The 16,442-nt window shown below is 69.4% G+C and carries 17 protein-coding genes; 10 read left to right on the top strand and 7 right to left on the bottom strand.

Annotated elements, in window-relative coordinates:
- The first annotated feature begins 10 nt into the window (after nucleotides 1-10).
- Nucleotides 11-520: a DinB family protein gene (locus ACFWY5_RS03150; RefSeq protein ID WP_379630412.1), complete on the top strand. Its 510-nt coding sequence runs from the start codon at nucleotides 11-13 to the stop codon at nucleotides 518-520.
- An 81-nt stretch (nucleotides 521-601) separates the two neighbouring features.
- On the opposite strand, the gene ACFWY5_RS03145 is transcribed toward ACFWY5_RS03150, so the two are convergent.
- The gene (locus ACFWY5_RS03145) at nucleotides 602-1,108 is read right to left on the bottom strand and encodes a hypothetical protein (RefSeq protein ID WP_379630411.1); all 507 of its coding nucleotides are present in this window, start codon (nucleotides 1,106-1,108) and stop codon (nucleotides 602-604) included.
- 17 nt (nucleotides 1,109-1,125) lie between these two features.
- Here ACFWY5_RS03145 and ACFWY5_RS03140 point away from each other — a divergent pair, with 17 nt between their 5' ends.
- The 4 genes from ACFWY5_RS03140 to ACFWY5_RS03125 all read left to right on the top strand — a co-directional run bounded on the left by ACFWY5_RS03140 (nucleotide 1,126) and on the right by ACFWY5_RS03125 (nucleotide 4,158).
- On the top strand, nucleotides 1,126-1,626 hold the full coding sequence (locus ACFWY5_RS03140; RefSeq protein WP_379630410.1) for a GNAT family N-acetyltransferase: 501 nt from the start codon (nucleotides 1,126-1,128) through the stop codon (nucleotides 1,624-1,626).
- Nucleotides 1,616-2,089, top strand: a complete 474-nt coding sequence (locus ACFWY5_RS03135; RefSeq protein WP_379630409.1) for a GNAT family N-acetyltransferase — start codon at nucleotides 1,616-1,618, stop codon at nucleotides 2,087-2,089. Before ACFWY5_RS03140 ends, ACFWY5_RS03135 begins: the two co-directional genes overlap by 11 nt.
- The gene (locus tag ACFWY5_RS03130) at nucleotides 2,086-2,667 is read left to right on the top strand and encodes a hypothetical protein (protein WP_379615136.1); all 582 of its coding nucleotides are present in this window, start codon (nucleotides 2,086-2,088) and stop codon (nucleotides 2,665-2,667) included. Before ACFWY5_RS03135 ends, ACFWY5_RS03130 begins: the two co-directional genes overlap by 4 nt.
- A gap of 72 nt (nucleotides 2,668-2,739) precedes the next feature.
- Nucleotides 2,740-4,158, top strand: coding sequence for a WGR domain-containing protein (locus ACFWY5_RS03125; protein WP_379630408.1), 1,419 nt, complete (start codon nucleotides 2,740-2,742; stop codon nucleotides 4,156-4,158).
- On the opposite strand, the gene ACFWY5_RS03120 is transcribed toward ACFWY5_RS03125, so the two are convergent.
- Nucleotides 4,155-4,619 carry an Lrp/AsnC family transcriptional regulator gene (locus ACFWY5_RS03120; protein WP_379615140.1) on the bottom strand — a complete coding sequence of 155 codons (465 nt, stop codon included), beginning with the start codon at nucleotides 4,617-4,619 and terminating at the stop codon, nucleotides 4,155-4,157. The two genes, ACFWY5_RS03125 and ACFWY5_RS03120, sit on opposite strands and share 4 nt — an antisense overlap.
- Before the next feature lie 121 nt (nucleotides 4,620-4,740).
- Between ACFWY5_RS03120 and ACFWY5_RS03115 the strand changes: the two genes are divergently transcribed.
- From ACFWY5_RS03115 to ACFWY5_RS03105, 3 genes are read left to right on the top strand one after another with little or no spacing between them, the layout of a single operon-like run.
- Nucleotides 4,741-7,959: an indolepyruvate ferredoxin oxidoreductase family protein gene (locus ACFWY5_RS03115; RefSeq protein WP_379630407.1), complete on the top strand. Its 3,219-nt coding sequence runs from the start codon at nucleotides 4,741-4,743 to the stop codon at nucleotides 7,957-7,959.
- A 16-nt stretch (nucleotides 7,960-7,975) separates the two neighbouring features.
- Nucleotides 7,976-9,109: an acyl-CoA dehydrogenase family protein gene (locus tag ACFWY5_RS03110; RefSeq protein ID WP_379615144.1), complete on the top strand. Its 1,134-nt coding sequence runs from the start codon at nucleotides 7,976-7,978 to the stop codon at nucleotides 9,107-9,109.
- Between the two features lie 2 nt (nucleotides 9,110-9,111).
- Entirely contained in the window at nucleotides 9,112-9,759 is a 648-nt protein-coding gene (locus tag ACFWY5_RS03105; protein WP_379630406.1) for an HAD family hydrolase, read from the top strand.
- A 4-nt stretch (nucleotides 9,760-9,763) separates the two neighbouring features.
- Here the strand turns inward: ACFWY5_RS03105 and ACFWY5_RS03100 are convergent, their stop codons facing one another.
- Nucleotides 9,764-9,964, bottom strand: a complete 201-nt coding sequence (locus tag ACFWY5_RS03100; protein ID WP_379615148.1) for a DUF397 domain-containing protein — start codon at nucleotides 9,962-9,964, stop codon at nucleotides 9,764-9,766.
- 221 nt (nucleotides 9,965-10,185) lie between these two features.
- Between ACFWY5_RS03100 and ACFWY5_RS03095 the strand changes: the two genes are divergently transcribed.
- The gene (locus ACFWY5_RS03095; RefSeq protein ID WP_379630405.1) at nucleotides 10,186-10,863 is read left to right on the top strand and encodes a hypothetical protein; all 678 of its coding nucleotides are present in this window, start codon (nucleotides 10,186-10,188) and stop codon (nucleotides 10,861-10,863) included.
- A 48-nt stretch (nucleotides 10,864-10,911) separates the two neighbouring features.
- On the opposite strand, the gene ACFWY5_RS03090 is transcribed toward ACFWY5_RS03095, so the two are convergent.
- From ACFWY5_RS03090 to ACFWY5_RS03080, 3 genes are all read right to left on the bottom strand, one after another.
- On the bottom strand, nucleotides 10,912-11,115 hold the full coding sequence (locus tag ACFWY5_RS03090; protein WP_379615152.1) for a DUF397 domain-containing protein: 204 nt from the start codon (nucleotides 11,113-11,115) through the stop codon (nucleotides 10,912-10,914).
- Between the two features lie 33 nt (nucleotides 11,116-11,148).
- A complete protein-coding gene (locus ACFWY5_RS03085) occupies nucleotides 11,149-12,042 on the bottom strand; it encodes a helix-turn-helix domain-containing protein (RefSeq protein ID WP_379630594.1) in 894 nt (297 codons plus the stop codon).
- 234 nt (nucleotides 12,043-12,276) lie between these two features.
- Complete coding sequence (locus tag ACFWY5_RS03080) at nucleotides 12,277-12,663, bottom strand: SgcJ/EcaC family oxidoreductase (RefSeq protein WP_379630404.1); 387 nt, start codon at nucleotides 12,661-12,663, stop codon at nucleotides 12,277-12,279.
- A gap of 83 nt (nucleotides 12,664-12,746) precedes the next feature.
- Here ACFWY5_RS03080 and ACFWY5_RS03075 point away from each other — a divergent pair, with 83 nt between their 5' ends.
- On the top strand, nucleotides 12,747-12,980 hold the full coding sequence (locus tag ACFWY5_RS03075; RefSeq protein ID WP_379630403.1) for a hypothetical protein: 234 nt from the start codon (nucleotides 12,747-12,749) through the stop codon (nucleotides 12,978-12,980).
- Nucleotides 12,981-12,987: 7 nt separating this feature from the next.
- Here ACFWY5_RS03075 and ACFWY5_RS03070 read toward each other — a convergent pair whose 3' ends face one another.
- Nucleotides 12,988-16,284 carry a S8 family serine peptidase gene (locus ACFWY5_RS03070; protein ID WP_379630402.1) on the bottom strand — a complete coding sequence of 1,099 codons (3,297 nt, stop codon included), beginning with the start codon at nucleotides 16,282-16,284 and terminating at the stop codon, nucleotides 12,988-12,990.
- Nucleotides 16,285-16,442: the final 158 nt, after the last annotated feature.

Here is a 16,442-nt window from a genome sequence, read left to right as displayed (position 1 = left end):
GCCTCTCGGGATGACGACCGAGCGTGTGGGACCTCCGCTGATCGCCGACGAGCGCGAGATGCTCCGGTCCTATCTGGACTTCCACCGCGCCACCCTGGCCATGAAGTGCGCCGACCTGTCCGACGAGCAGTTGCGCAGCAGGTCCATGCCGCCGTCCACGCTGTCGCTGATGGCGCTGGTGCGGCACATGGCCGAGGTGGAGCGGCACTGGTTCCGCCGGGTGGTCAACGGCGAGGACCTGCCGATGGTGTGGTCGGCGACGTTGTGGGACTTCCAGAGCGCCTACGACGACACCGGCGCCACCCGCGAGGCGGCCTTCGGCGCCTGGGAGACCGAGGTCGGGCACGCCCGCCGGATCGAACGCGCGGCCGCCTCCCTGGACCTGACCTCCTACAACGCCCGCTGGGAGGCCGAGGTGTCGCTGCGCATGGTGATGCTCCACCTGATCCACGAGTACGCCCGGCACAACGGGCACGCCGATTTCCTGCGCGAAGCGGTCGACGGCACAGTGGGAGCCTGAATGCCAGGACGTGGCCGCCGCGCAGGCCCTGTACCGCGTCGCGGTCGCGAGGGCCGCGGGCACCCGCCTGCCGCTATGGGACTAGCCGACCGCTTTCAGGATCTCTTCCGCCACCAGGGTCACCGGGCCGGAGCCGTCCACGACGACATCCTCGACCTGGGCTTCGCGCAGGATCCGGTCGAGTTCGCCGGAGCGCTTGAGGTGCCAGCCGAGCCCTTCCGGGTCGTCCACGTGCCGTCCGGCCAGCCGTTGCCTGACGGTGGCCAGGTCGACCCGCAACCTGCAGACCGTGAGCTCGCCGCCCACCGCCTCCGCGATCTTCTCGCGGTGCTCACCGTTCTCGGCCACCCCCGCGAGCACCAGCCACTCGGCGCCGGTGTCACGGAAGTTCGCCGCCAGGCTCCGCAGGTTCCGCACCGTCAGCCCGAGGTTGAACCGGTCCCCCGCGGGCGGCGGCCACCCGCGCGACAGCGCGTCCAGATCGATGACGCCGTGCGGCGTGCCGGCGGCCGTCAGCAGTTCGCCGACCTCCTCGGCCGCCGACGTCTTTCCCGCACCCACGGTGCCGATGATGAGAATTGTCCGCATTTGGCTAGAGTTGCACAGTGGTCATCACCATCAGACACGCGACGATCGAAGACGGGGACGTCCTCGGCGAGATCCATGCCGACTCCTGGGCTGTCGCCTACGCGCCGTTCTTTGACCCGGCCTTCGCCGCCGGCCAGGTGAGCAGCCGCCGTACCCGCTGGCACGCCCGGCTCTCCCCGCTCAAGGACACGATCTACCTCGCCGAGGGCGACGGACGCCCGCTGGCGCTGTCCTGGTTCGGCCCCTCCCAGACCGTGAACGGCATCGCCGAGGTCCACGGCTTCTACGCCCACCCCGACGGCTGGGGCACCGGCGTCGCCCCCGCCCTGATGGCCGCCACCCTCGCCCAGCTGAAGGAGGACGGCTTCACCCGCGCCCACCTGTGGACCCTGCGCGACACCCCGCAGTCCCGCCGTTTCTACACCAAGAGCGGCTTCGCGGAGACGGGCGCGACGCGCGACCACGACTTCGGCGACGGCAGGCCGCTGATCCAGGTGGAGTTCTCCGTTGACCTCTGAGCACGGCTGGTCGCTGCGCCCCGCCGTACCCGCTGACAGTGACCCGATCGCCGAGCTCCGCGCCGTCGTGCTCCGCCCGGACCTGGAACGCCTCGGCCGCTTCGACCCGAACCGGGTGAGACAGCGCTTCAAGGACGCCTTCCTCCCCGAGCACACGTCGATCGTCGAGGTGAACGGCGCCTTCGCCGGCAGCATCGCCCTGCGACCGGCCGACGACGGAGTCTGGCTGGAACACTTCTACCTGTCTCCGTCCACGCAGGGACGCGGCGTGGGCGGCGCCATCCTCCGCACGGTGCTGACGGAGACGCAGGTGTTCCGGCTGATCGTGCTGCGCGACAGCCCGGCCCAGCGCCTGTACGAACGCCACGGCTTCACCGCCTACGCCCAGGACCCCATCGACCGGTGGATGATCCGCCCGGCCGGCGCGGAAGCCCATGTGGGCCACGCTACCTTTGGGCGATGACCAAGGAGTACGCCTCGTTAGTCGCCCAGGTCGTACCTGTCCTTCTTCTTGCGCTTCTCCTGGAGACGCGGGCCATTCTGACCGTCGCCCGCGAAGAGTGGGTCAGGTTTGGAATTCCGGAGAAGTTCCGGCTCCTCGACTTGTTCCGGGCCGTGCTCAGCCCGCGCACCTATATTCCCCGACGGAAGCGTCGCACCTGGACGAACAGGTCCACGGCCGTCGTCAGATGGTCCCGCCCCGCCCGCAAGACGGGCAGCAGGGAAAAGACCGGCCTGGGGCCCGTGGACGCGCTGGGTTTCATCATTATCAATGGCACCTGCATGATTTGGCTGGGGCGCGCCGAAATCGTGGCCCTGGCCGCCGCCCAGGGAAAGTCCGTGCCCTCCTGGGAAGTAACCCTGCTTCACCTGGGGTTGGTGGTGTCGCTGGTGCAGGTGGTCGTCATTCCGATCGGGCTTGAGGTCTACGCCAGACTGTCCGGTGCGAGCTGGCGTTTCACCGATTGGGTGTTCGCCTTCGTTCTCGGCCTGGTCGCTTTCAGCATCGTCCTCTACACCGGCCTCGCCTACTTGATCTAGCGGAATCTGTCGTCTGCTTGCTCTAGTCTCCCGACAAATGGATCAAGTCCTGGCAAACCTGGAGAAGCGCACATGACCTATCTGGAGCTGTCTGAAGACGGCGGCGGAGCGCACAAGTACTACGAGGTGACCGTCGCGGGCACGCAGGTCACCATCACCTACGGGCGCATCGGCGAGTCAGGTCAGACCAAGGTCACCGCCTTCCCCAGCGAAGCCAAGGCCCAGGCGGCGGCGGCCAAGAAGATCGGGGAGAAGACCCGCAAGGGGTACGCCCCCGCCGTACGCGGCGTGCGCCAGCGCCGGGCCATCACGCGCAGGGCCATGGCCAGCACCCGCTCGACCGCCCAGCAGGCCCCGGTGCTGTGGCGTTTCGACAGCGGCGCGGCCGCGTTCGGGATCTTCGTGGACGGCGAGCGCTGCTGGGTCGGCAACCAGCGCGGCGACGTCTACACCGTCACCCACTCCGGCACCGTGACCGGCCGCTTCCGGCTGCCCGACGGCGTCAAGTGCATCGTGGCCGACGACTTCTGGATCTACGCCGGCTGCGACGACGGCCGCGTGTACGACCTGAGCGGCAAGGTGCCCAGGTCGGCCTACGAGATCGCCGCGGACGTCGACATCTACTGGCTGGACATCAACGACGGCGTGCTCGGCGTCTCCGACCGGGCGGGCCGGATCACCACGATCGACTACGAGGACGAGTTCCAGTGGGCCCGCTCCGGCAGCGGCGACTCCGCCTGGATGGTCAGGTGTGACGAGGACGCCGTCTACCACGGCCACTCCAACGGCGTAGCCCGCTACGACACCGCGGACGGCACGCTCGTCTGGGAGAACAAGACGGCCGGCAACGTGCTGTTCGGCTGGCAGGAGGAGCACTCGGTCTACGCCGGTACGGCCCGCCGTACCGTCCACCGCCTGGCCAAGGGCGACGGCCGGGTGGAGGCGGTCTACCAGTGCGACGGCGCGGTCTACTCCTGCGCCACCTCGCCGGGCGGCCGCCACGTGTTCGCCGGCGACAACCACTCCTCCGTCTACTGCTTCGACGCCTCCGGCGAGCGGTTGTGGAAGCTCGGGACCGGGTGCGGTTCGGCGTTCTCGATGCAGTTCCTGGACGACCGCCTCTACATCGTGACCACGGACGGCTCGCTGGCCTGCATCGACGCCAGCGAGGCGGCGATCGCGGCGGCCCGCGCGGGCGACGTGCCGCAGCCGGTGGACGTGAAGGCGGCGGCGTCGCTGGAGGTGGTCGAGCCGTCGGCGGTGCTGGAGACCGTGCTGGAGACCGGGGCGGGCGACGGCGTCGTGGTGGAGTGCGTCCAGGAGGGCGAGCGGCTGCGGGTGCGCGTGGTCACTCCGGGCTACGAGTCGTGGAACGTGCAGTTCCCCAAGACGGTGCGCGAGGCGGGCGCCCGGTACGTGGTCGACGGCGTGCGTTCGGCCGGCCGCGGCGGTTTCTACCGGGCCTACGGCGAGATCAGGCGGCTGCTCTAGCCGCCCCGGCGGGGGGTGCGCAGCGCGTCGCGGGTCCAGGAGCCGAGCACCATCAGGGTCTTGGTGCCCGTGACGTTGCCGGTTCTGCGCAGGCCGTCGATGATCTGCTGGAGGTGGTCCAGGTCGCGTACCCGCAGGTGGATGAGGGCGTCGGGGTCGCCGGCGATCGTGAAGACGGCCTGGATCTCCGGTACGGCGGTGGTCGAGCGGAGGATCTCGCTGACCGGGGTCGCGCCGGAGTAGCGGACCTCGGTGAAGGCTTCGATGCCCCAGCCGAGCTTGGCGTAGTCCACCTGCACGGTGAAGCCGGTGATCACGCCGGCCTCGCGTAGCCGGTCCACCCGCCGCTTGACGGCCGCGACGGACAGGCCCACCTCGGTGGCCATCTCGGAGAAGGTCCGGCGGCCGTCCTCGCGCAGCAGCCGTAGCAGCCGGTGGTCTATTTCGTCGATCTCGCTCACTGGCGCTCCTCACGCAAACCAGGCCACACGAAGAGCCAGGCCTCGCAAACAATTTGCGTCTTTATCGCATTATGTCCCCTGATACTTGTGCAAGGACCGCCGGGATTGCTCCACTTGGCGCATGGTGGCGTTGGAAGACAAGTACACGGCTCTCGACGGGCGCGTGCTGCTCTCGGGCATTCAGGCTCTGGTACGGCTCACGCTGGAACAGCGTCGCATCGACGAGGAGCGCGGGCTCGACACGCGCGTCTTCGTCTCCGGCTACCAGGGCTCGCCCTTGGGCGGTGTCGACCTGGAGATGGCCCGCGCCTCCAGGTACCTCGATCCTGCCGGCGTCGTCTTCAGGCCAGGGCTCAACGAAGAGCTCGCGGCCACGGCCGTCGCCGGCACCCAACTCCTCGGCCTGGCGCCCGGGCGCAAGCACGACGGCATCACCGGGTTCTGGTACGGCAAGAACCCCGGCCTCGACCGCGCCGCCGACGCCATCCGGCACGCCAACATCGCCGGCACCGCCGCCAAGGGCGGCGCGGTCGCGTGGATCGGCGACGACCCGGGCTGCAAGTCCTCGACGGTGCCCAGCTCGTGCGAGCCGATGTGCCAGAGCATGTTCATGCCGCTGCTGGTGCCCGGCTCGGTCGCGGAGATCGTCGAGTTCGGGCTGCACGCGGTGGCGATGTCGCGGGCGAGCGGCCTCTGGGTCGGGCTGAAGATCGTCGCGGACGTGGCCGACGCCTCCGCCACCGTCGACCTGGACGCGCTCCGCCCCGAGCTGCCCGCCCCCGACCGCGCCGAGACCAAGCCGCCCACGCTGGTGGGACCGGCCGCGCTGGACGCCGAGTACGACCTGCTCACCCGCCGCCTCGACCTCGCCCGCGCCTACGCGCGCGCCGCCGGCCTCAACCGCGTGCTGTTCAGCGCGCGCCAGGCCAAACTGGGCATCGTCGCCTCCGGTACGGCTCTCGCCGCCGCCCAGCGCGCCCTGGCCGACGCCGGGGTGGACCTGGAGGAGCGGGGCATCCGGCTGATCCGGATCGGCATGCCGTACCCGCTGGACCGCGACGACCTGCTCGGCATGCTCGACGGACTGGAGGAGGTGCTGGTCGTCGAGGACAAGGTGCCGTTCCTGGAGAACCACCTCAAGGCGGTGCTTTACGGCACCGCGCACGCGCCGAAGGTCCGCGGGCTGCTGCCGCTGCGCGGGACGGTCGGCGCGGCCGACGTGGCCAAGGCGCTCGGCCTCGGATCGGGTAAGGGCGCCCGGAAGCCGCGGATGCTGCCGGTGGTCGCCGCCCGCACGCCGTACTTCTGCTCGGGCTGCCCGCACAACCTCTCCACCCGCACCGACGACAGCACGCTGGTCGGCGTCGGCATCGGCTGCCACGCCATGATCGCGCTGGACGGCGACGGCCGCGGCACCCAGCTCGGACTGACCCAGATGGGCGGCGAGGGCGCGCAGTGGATCGGGCTGGCGCCGTTCACCGAGGACCGGCATTTCGTGCAGAACCTCGGAGACGGTACCTTCCACCACTCCGGCTCGCTGGCGATCAGGGCCGCGGTGGCCGCCGGGGTGTCCATGACGTACAAGCTGCTCTACAACGACGCGGTCGCCATGACCGGCGGCCAGCGCGCAGAGGGCCGGCTCGCCATCCCCGAGCTCACGCGGTGGCTGGCCATCGAGGGCGTGCGCCGCGTGGTGATCACGACCGCGGACCCCTCCTCCTATCGCGGGGTGCGGCTCGACCCGGTCGCGACCGTACGGCACCGCGACGACTTCGCCGACACCGAACGCGAGCTCGCCAAGGTGGACGGCGTCACCGTGCTCATCCACGACGACCGGTGCGCCGCCGAGGAGCGTCGGCTGCGCAAGCGCGGCAAACTGCCCACCCCGGCCGAGCTGGTCGTCATCAACGAGCGGGTCTGCGAAGGCTGCGGCGACTGCGGGGAGAAGTCCACGTGCCTGTCGGTTCAGCCGGTGGAGACCGAGTTCGGGCGCAAGACCCGCATTCACCAGCCTTCGTGTAACTCCGACCTCACCTGCCTGAAGGGCGACTGCCCGTCGTTCCTGCTGGTCGAGCCAGGTCCGCGCAAGAGCAAGCCGCTCCCGCCGCCGCCCGCCGGCCTGCCCGAGCCCACGCCCCGCTTCACCGGCGCGGTCACGCTGCGCATGCCCGGCATCGGCGGCACCGGCGTCGTGACCGTCTCGCAGATCCTCCAGATGGCCGCGCACCTCGACGGCCTGCACGCCGCCGGTCTCGAACAGACCGGGCTGGCGCAGAAGGGCGGCCCGGTCATCAGCGACGTACGCGTCTCGCCGGAGCCGATCACCGGCGCGGTCAAGGCCACCAGGGCGGACGTCCTGATCGGCTTCGACGTGCTCGGCGCCGCGGCGGAAGGCAACCTGGGCGTGCTCGCCAAGGACCACACCGTCGCGGTGATCAACACGGCGGTGGTGCCGACCGCCGAGATGGTCACCGGCCGCGCCGTGGTGCCCGGCGCGCAGGCCGCGGTCGAGCGCATCGGCTCCGCCACCCGCTCCGAGGCCAACCTCTACCTGGACGCGCAGGCGCTGGCCGAGGAACTGTTCGGCGACCACATGCCGGCGAACATGCTGCTCGTCGGGGCCGCGTACCAGCACGGCTGCCTGCCGATCAGCGCCACGGCCATCGAGGGCGCGATCCGCCTGAACGGCGCCGCCGTCGAGAAGAACCTCGCCGCCTTCGCCCACGGCCGGGCCGCCGCGCTCCAGCGGCCGAGCGAGGAGAAGACGCAGTCGTTCGCCGAGATCCTCGCGATCAGGACCGACGACCTCACCGGCTACCAGAACGCCGACTACGCCCGCACCTACTCCGACGACGTCCACCAGATCGCCGAACTCGCCGACGACGAAGGCGTCGCCATCGCCTACGCCAAGGGCCTGTACAAGCTCATGGCCTACAAGGACGAGTACGAGGTCGCCCGGCTCCACCTCGAGACCGAGTTCGCCCCCGAGGACAAGGTCGCGGTCATGCTCCACCCGCCGATCCTGCGCGCACTGGGCATGAAGCGGAAGATCAAGCTGCGCCGTACCGCGAAGCCGGTGTTCCGCACGCTGCGGGCCGCGCGCTTCCTGCGCGGCACCGCCCTCGACCCCTTCGGCTACGCTCACGTGCGCCGAGTCGAGCGCGAGCTCATCCACGAATACCGCACCCTGGTGCGTGACGCCCTCTCAGCGGGTACGAGCGCAGAGGCGGTCGCCGAGATCGCCGCGCTGCCTGACATGATCCGCGGATACGAGGACATCAAGCTCGCCCGGGTCGCGGAATTCCGCGAGCGCGCCCGCAAGGCCCTGGCCGGACTCTGAGATCGGAGACAGACACGTGGCCGTATCCCGCCTCCTGCCCAACCAGGACGCGCACGACCTGCTCGACCTCACGCGCACGCTGGCCGACAAGGAACTCGCCACCCGCGTGGAGGAACACGAACGGGCCGAGACCTATCCCACCGGCCTGTTCGCGAAACTGGGCGAAGTCGGGCTGCTGGGCCTGGCTTACCCCGAGGAGCTGGGTGGTGGCGGCCAGCCGTACGAGGTCTATCTGCAGGTTCTGGAGGAGCTGGCGGCCCGCTGGGCCGCCGTGGCGGTCGCCGTCAGCGTCCACACGCTCGCCTGCTTCCCCCTGAAGCAGTACGGCACGCCGGAACAGATCGACCGATGGCTGCCCGACATGCTGGCCGGACGCCAGATCGGCGGCTACAGCCTGTCCGAACCCCAGGCCGGATCCGACGCCGGCGCCCTGACCTGCAAAGCCGAGAAGGTGGAGAACGGCTACCGCATCACCGGCACCAAAGCCTGGATCACCCACGGCGGCATCGCCGACTTCTACGCCCTGTTCGCCCGGACCGGCGAGGGCAACCGGGGCATCTCCTGCTTCCTGGCCCCCGGCGCCGTGGACGGCCTCACCTTCGGCCGTCCCGAGGAGAAGATGGGCCTGCACGCCATCCCCACCACCACGGCCCACTGGGACGGCGCCATCCTGGAACCCGACCGCCTCCTCGGCACCGAAGGCCAGGGCCTGCAGATCGCCTTCAGCGCCCTGGACTCGGGCAGGCTCGGCATCGCCGCCTGCGCCACGGGCCTCGCCCAGGCGGCATTGGACGCGGCGGTGGCGTACGCGAAGGAACGCACCACTTTCGGCCGCAAAATCATCGACCACCAGGGGCTCGCGTTCGTCCTGGCCGACATGGCCGCCGCGGTGGACGCCGCCCGCGCCACCTACCTCGACGCCGCCCGCCGCCGCGACGCCGACCTCCCGTACAGCCGGCAGGCATCAGTGGCCAAACTGGTGGCCACGGACGCCGCCATGAAGGTGACCACGGACGCCGTACAGGTGTTCGGCGGCTACGGTTACACGCGCGATTTCCCGGTCGAACGCTACATGCGAGAAGCCAAGATCATGCAGATCTTCGAAGGCACCAACCAGATCCAGCGCCTGGTCATCTCCCGCAATCTCTGAACATGCAGCGACTTGCCCTCTTCGACCTGGACAACACCCTCATCGATCGTGACCTGGCCTTCCGGGCCTGGGCCGAGGAGTTCGCCGGAACGCGGGGACTCGGCGCGGACGGCGTCGAGGTGCTGGTCGGGCTCGACCGGGAGAGTCGGCCGCGCCGTGACGTCTTCTTCGGTCTCGTGCGGGACCGGTTCGGCCTGGCCGAGCCGGTCGAGACGTTGTGGACCGGCTACCGGCGGCGGATGCCGTACCTCGTCACCTGCCGGCCGGAGGTGCTCAACGGTCTCGCGGCGTTGCGCGAGTCCGGCTGGAAGCTCGGCATCGTCACCAACGGCATGGCCGACAATCAGTTCGGAAAGATCCGCCGGACCGGCCTGGCCGACGCGGTGGACGGTTACGCCGTGTCCGGAGCCGAGAACATCCGCAAGCCGGACAGGCGGTTGTTCGAGATCGCCGCGGATCGATGCGGTGCGTCGCCGGCCGACGGCGGGTGGATGGTGGGCGACAACCTCGTCGCCGACATCGAGGGCGGCCGCGGAGCGGGACTCCGGACCATCTGGGTGGACCACGGCAACCGGCCCGACGCCGGCCACGGAGCGGATCACGTGGTCGGCGACGTGACCGACGCATTCAGGATCTTGTCCCTGGCGTAGCGGCTTACCGGCCCGATTGGGCCTGGATGGAGCTCACGAACCTGCCCCACTCGACCGCCGGGAAGACCAGCACATCTCCGGCCGGATTCTTGGAGTCGCGGACGCCCACCTGCCGACCGGGCAGTCCCGCCACCTCCACGCAGGCCCCGTTCGCCGCGCTGTAACTGCTCCTGCGCCAGTTCGCAAGATGTTCCCCTGAGCTCACTGCTGTCTCCTGTCGTTTCAACGGCACAACCAGGCTTTCTCCCTGGTTGTCACTGAAAAGTCCCAAACATCTTCCCTGGAACATGCCATATGTAGTTGCGAAGAAAATTGCAGAGATCGCCTCGCAGAGGGATTCTCAGAGTATCTCAGCAGAGGAAGGAGGACGGGGAGAAAGGAGCCGGACCCGGCCGGCCACGGCAGTTCCAACCCAGGGATGTTTCTATGAAAAGGTTCCGTCAGCGGCTGCAGGCCTTATGGGAGCGCCTGCTCTGGCAGGCGGTCGACGACTCCGCCCAGTCTGCCGGACTCCAGGTCCGCGTGGCGAAGTGGCACAAGAGGATCTACCGGGACCCTCGTTTCGATCAGGTTCCCGCCGAGAGGCCGGCCCTCAGCATAGGTGAGCCGGCGCGTCATTCTTTCGGACCGGGTGACGGCCACCCCCGCAATCATCCCCGCATCCCGGTCAGCAGGGATTGGCCCGCGACGCTGGGCCGGATCTGGCGATGGCGCATCGAGCTCGGGTCGGTGGCGGTGGGGGCGGCGGTGCTCGGGCAGGTCGCCTGGTGGTGGTCCGCGTCCGCGATGGCCGTGTGCGTCGCTGTGCCGTACGTGCGGCGGCGCGTCGCGGGCGGCCTCCGCGCGCTCATGGTCCGGCACCGGTTCCAGGGGCTCTGCCTGAGGACCTCGCTGCGCTCACCCGGCGGCAGGCTTCCCCTGGTCATCCGGACCGCGCACAGCGGGAGGGGAGTGGCGATGGTCGTCTGGTGCCGGTCGGGGATGAGCCAGGCCCTGTTCGAGAGTTACCACGACGAGATCAAAGTGGCCTGCTTCGCCACGGGCGTCGCCATCAGCATCTACGGGCGATGGAGCCATCTGGTGCTCTTGGAGATCCGGGGGTGACGTGACCGGTGTGCGCCCTCCCCCGGAAGGACGCACACCGGAAGATGCTCACTCCAGATCGCCTGACTTGATGGCGCTGACCAACGCGATCCACTGATCCGACGACAGCACGAGCGTTCCCCCCGACCGGTTCTTGGTGTCACGGACACCCACCCGCTGACCAGGCAGCGCCGCCACCTCGACACATGCGCCGTTGGTAGCGCTGTAGCTGCTCTTGAACCAGCGCGGCGGCACCTGACCAAGCGATTCCATGACTACCTCCGGTTGAACGGTCAATCCGTGGACCTAACCCTCGACAGCATCGGCGATGCGATGGATCAAGCGAATCGATTCCTGGGGATTGAGCGATTTCTTGGTGAGATATTTCAGAAGACGATCGAACTGGTAGACCTCTTCTTCGCCGAAAGACAATGATCCACCGGTGACCGACTCGACGTAGGCGACGTCGGGGTGGACGAGCCCGGCGGACACCGGCGCGAACGACAGCCGGATCAGCGACGAGGTCGCGACGAGCGGGTACGCCTTCCAGAGATCGATCACGTGAATGGTCACGTTCTCGAGTTCCGCCAGCTCGATCAGGTGCGCGAACTGCTTTCGGACAAGCTGAGGACCCCCCACGTCCATGAGCATGCTCACGGTCCGGTGCAGGACGACCTCGTCGATGACCGCGGTGAAGGCCAGCGGATCGGGGTCGGTCAGCAGCTTCTGCCGGGTCAGCCGCACCTGGTTGCGCAGTCTCACCGCGCCCGGCGGCACCGCGAAGAAGTCCTCGCCCGCGCTGTTGATGGCGCCCACCAGCTCGTCGATCTGAAGCAGGCCGGGCAGTACCGAACTTTCCCAGTTGACCACGCTCACGGCCTCGAACTCGAGACCGATGTATTCGAGGTAGGCGCTCGGCAGAGCCTTCGCGTGGGCGTCCCACCAGTTTCGTTGTGTGGCCTGATTCGCGAGCAGAAGCAGCTCGGCGCGCGCGGGCTCCGTCACGCCATAGTGGTCCAGCAGCACCAACATGTCCGCCCGCGACGGCCTGACGAGCGCCGACTCGATCCGCGAGAACTTGGCGGCCGACCACATGAGCGCCTTCGCCACGCTCGGACCGGACAGGCCGGCCTCGACCCGCAGCCGCCGCAACTCTGTGGCGAGCAGACGATGTCGCGCAATGCTGCTGACCCGGGTCACCAAGCCGCCTGTTCCTCGATCGGACTATTCAGTCCCAGCGAGAGGCTTCCCCATCACCTTCCCGAGGACCACGACGACCGCAACTTTCGCGGAGCTCCTCGCGGAGAGATTCTCAGAGTAACGCACAAGTGGTCAACGGGCGAGTCGAGCGGTGCGGGGTGTTCGCCCTGGCCGTCGTCACCGCGGCGCCGCCGGCCGCCTTCATCCTGCTCAACATGCGGAACGACCGTGAGACTAAGGCTTGAGGATCGGGGTGGTCTGGGCGGAGGCGATCTGCCACCTCCCGTCGTTCTCCACGAGCACGTAGGTCAGCCAGCCCTCGGTCGCGTGCAGCGGGTCGTCGTCGCCGTCGCGCTCGTCGGAGACCCGCTTGAGAACGCCGACGATCGCCACGTCAGGACGTACGAACCGGATGTCGGCCACCTCCACACTCGTCACCACCTTGGCCAGCGGTGTCGCCAACGCGGCCTTCATGGCCTGTTCGACGGTGTCCTTGCCCACCACGCGGCGTCCGCCGAAGTTCACGAGGCTCGTGTCGTCGGCGTGCAGGGCCAGGAACGGCCCGGGGTCGTTCTGGTGGCGGGAGGCGTCGGCCACCAGCTGACGGATCGCGTCTTCCATGTCAACATCCCTTCTTATCGGAGCGATTCGCTCCGATAAGAACTCTAAAGCGGAGCGGAGCGCTCCGCAAGTAGCGTGAGGAGATGGCCAAGGTCGCGTACGTCGTGGGGATCGACTGCTCTCCGGCGGAGTTCCGGGCGGTCGTCGCGGAGGTCGCCGGGTTGAGGGTGCTCAGGGAGCTCCGGCCCGGTCAGGTGGTCGTGGTGGCAGACGGGCCCGAGGTGGTCGTGAGCGCGGTGCCGGGGGTGGTGTGGGTCCGCAAGGAGAAGCCTCGGCACATGGATGAGGGGCCCGGCGCACGGCCGGGCCCCTCCTAGCCAAGGATCACTGGACGGCTATCTTGTCCACCTCCACGGTGATGCCCTTCACCTGGGGGGTCGAGGTGGCCGTGGTGACCGAGCCGACTCCCTTGACCACGCCCTTCACCTTCATGGTGTAGGTGAGGGTTCCGCCGGGCGCGCCGGGCGTGCTGGTGACGCGGAGGTCGGTGGTGGGCGGGCCGGTGATCTGGCCGCCGGCCGTACCCTCGTCGTTCTCCGCGCCGACCGTCAGGCCGAAGCCGGCCGGCGGGTCACCGGGCAGGTTGGCCGGGTCGAAGGTGAAGCTGATGTCCTCGGTGCCGTTGACGCCGATCCACTGCTGGAAGACCTTCTGCGCCGTGGTGCCGAAGAGGTTGACCCGCCATTCGAGCACGAGCCACGTGCTGACGCCGTCGGTGAGGGTCGCGGCGTAGATGCCCGGGGCGCCGGTGCCGTCGAGGTCGGTCCAGTACGGTGCCAGGACGTTGTTCGGACGGGCCGGATCGGGCAGGGTCTGCGGTGTGAAGGAGATGTCCTCGCTGCCGCTCGTGCCACCGGCCACGCTGTAGCCGTTGGACACGATGCCGATGCGGTTGTACGTCTTGCCCGCGTAGACGTACGGCGGGACGGTGAAGTTGAGCGCCTGCTCGTCACCGATGGGGACGGGCGTGATGCCGAAGTCGGACAACGGCAGGTAGCCCGCCGGGCTGGTGCCGGGGGCGATGCCGGGCCGGTCGGGCTGACGGGCGGCCAGGGTCTGCTTGGTGGTGGCGATCTGGCTGCCCACCTTGGTGGCGCCGGTGACCGAGTTGAGCCGCAGCTTGCCGTCGAGCGTGCTGAGCGCGGTGACCTCGGCGTCCTGCAGGGTGTTGTTCTGGACGGAGACCGTGCAGACCGACTCGCCGGTGTTGCGCGGGATGGCGGCCGGGGCGCAGCTCTGGTCGATCGGGACGGCGCCTTCCTTGCGGAAGAACGCGACCGGCAGGTGCAGGTTGCGCGAGCCGCCGACCTGCTTGAGGTTGACCTGGCCGAAGTACTGGCCGTCGGGCAGCTCGGGCGCGGCGATCACGATTTCGATCTTGGCGCTCTTGCCCGGCTTGACCACCACGAGCGGCGGCAGGACGGCGATGTGCGCGCCGTTCACGGTCGTGCCGCCGGCGGTGAAGGTGAGCGTCTTGTTGGTGACGTTGGTGAGCGTGCGCTTGGCGGTGATGACACCGGGCATGGTGGGCGCGTTCACCGACGGCAGGTTGAGGTCGATGCGGTTGAGGGTGTCGGTCTCGGCGGCCACGAAGTTGGCGGCGCTCTCGTCCATGGTCAGGCCGGGGTCGCCGGCCTTGGTGAGGTCGATGCGCCCGCCGCCGAAGTCGAACGGGTCGGCCGGGGTGGTCCGGTCCTGCTTGGTGACCTTGGTGGTCGCGGTGCTCTCCAGCGCCGACTTGACCTGGCCGGGCGTCCAGCCGGGGTTGAGGGCGAAGACGAGCGCGGCGGAGCCGGCCACGTGCGGCGAGGACATCGAGGTGCCGGCGATGCTCTGGTACAGGTTGCCGGGCGGGCCTTCGAGCGGGCTCTCCGGCGTCGGCGTCGTTCCGGCGAGGATGTGCAGGCCGGGCGCGGTGACGTCGGGCTTGAGGAAGTCGCCACCGGGGCCGCGCGAGGAGAACGTGGTGATGGCGTCGCCCTGCCACGTGGTCTTCGTGCCCTGCGCGAACGTGGCGGTGGTGCCGGGGTTGGCCGCGAGGAACGCCAGCAGCGCGTCACCGTCGGGCTTGTCCAGATGGACGGTCGGCAGCCAGTGGTTGTCGGTCATGATGTCGAGCGGCGTCGAGTTGTAGAGCAGCATGCCAGCGGCGCCGCCCTGCTTGACGTTGAAGCCCTTGAGCACGCGGTTCGGCCCGCGCTCACACGCGACGATCTTCCCGGTGAACAGTCCGGCCGGGGCCGGAGTGGTGCACAGCGCGTTCGAGTACGGCGGCGCCGAAGCGAGCACCACCTGCGCCGGAGTGGCGACACCCGCGGTGACCGTGGACCCGGAGACCGTGGCGGTGTTGGTGCCGGTGCCCTTGAGCGAGACCGTGGAGCGGAACGTCCGGGTCTGCGTGGAGGCGGCGACGGTGGTCACCCACGGGCTGACGTGGTTGACGGTGGCGGCGCCGGGTCCGTCGTTGCCGGCCGAGGCCGACACCAGCACGCCGGCGGCGTACGCGTCGAGGAAGGCCAGCTCGACCGGGTCGCTGTAGGGGTCGGTGCCACCGGAGATCGAGAAGTTGATCACCCGGACGCCGTCGAGGATGGCCCGGCCGACGGCCTGCGCGGAGTCGGAGGGGAAGCAGCCCTCGGCGCCGCAGACCTTGTAGACCGACACCTGAGCGGCGGGCGCGATGCCGTGGATGGGGCCGCGGCTGATGCCGAGCGGGTTGGCGTCGGCGACGGGACCGCCCGCGGAGGTGCTGGCGGTGTGGGTGCCGTGGCCGTTGGAGTCACGCGCGGAGTCCCCGTACACCTCGCCGCCGATGACGGCGTTGTAGGTGTCCAGGAACGGCCCGCCGCCGATCAGCTTGTTGTTGCAGGCGAAGACGTCGGGAGCCGGCGTGAGCGGGTTGTCGCCGAAGTCGCAGATGCGCGGCGTGCCGTCCTTGGTGGGGCCGGGCGCCGGCAGGGTGCCGGGGTCGGCGAAGGACGGGTGCTCCGGCCAGGCGCCGGAGTCGAGGATGCCGACGTTGACGCCCTTGCCGGAGCTGGGCGCGCCGCCGAGCTTGTTGTAGATGGCGGGGGCGCCGATGAAGGCGGGGCTGGAGTCGGTGAGCAGCCGCTCGGGCGCGTCGGACTGGACCGCGGCGACGCCGGGCAGCTTGACCAGGTTCTTGGCCTGGTTGGCGGGCAGGCGCAGGGCGATGCCGCCGTACACGACCCGTAGCTTTTGTCCTGCCTTGGCGGCGGGGACGGTCTTGGCGAGAGCGGCGAGGAAGTCGTTCTCGATCTTCGTGATGTGCGTCTCGTACTTCTTGGCGTCGGTGCCGCGCACGTCGAGCGACTTGCCGGTGACCGACGGGCTGGTGCCGGGCAGGCCCTTGAGCCCGCCTCGGTACGCCGCGAGCGCGTCGTAGTCGAGCTTGACCATCACGTTCACTTCACCGGCGCTGGTGGCGCTGAGCAGCGCGGCGTCGTTCTTGGCGAGCTTGCCGGTGGCGGATTTGTCGCCGTCGACGAGCTGGCCGCCGGTGAGCGGCGTGACGCGCCACTTGTCCACCGGTGTGGGTGTCGGGCCCGCGATGGCGGGCGGCGCCGCGGTCAGGACGAGTGCGAGGGCAGCGGTGCCCACGGCTAAGCGTCCGGCGACAGATAAACGGGGATTGCTCGGCACTGAGAAACCTCCCTGAAGGGCTGCGTGAGTACCCGCCGGGAGGTGTGTCACCTCGACGCCCCGCCCCGCGGGTGACATGCCAAATGCGGAGCCTAATTCGCAGGTGGGATATGGCC

The sequence above is a fragment of the Nonomuraea sp. NPDC059007 genome, assembly GCF_042740555.1.
Classification (GTDB): Bacteria; Actinomycetota; Actinomycetes; order Streptosporangiales; family Streptosporangiaceae; genus Nonomuraea.
The sequence above is the reverse complement of the archived record's forward strand: the minus strand, read 5'-3'. Positions and strand labels throughout refer to the sequence as shown.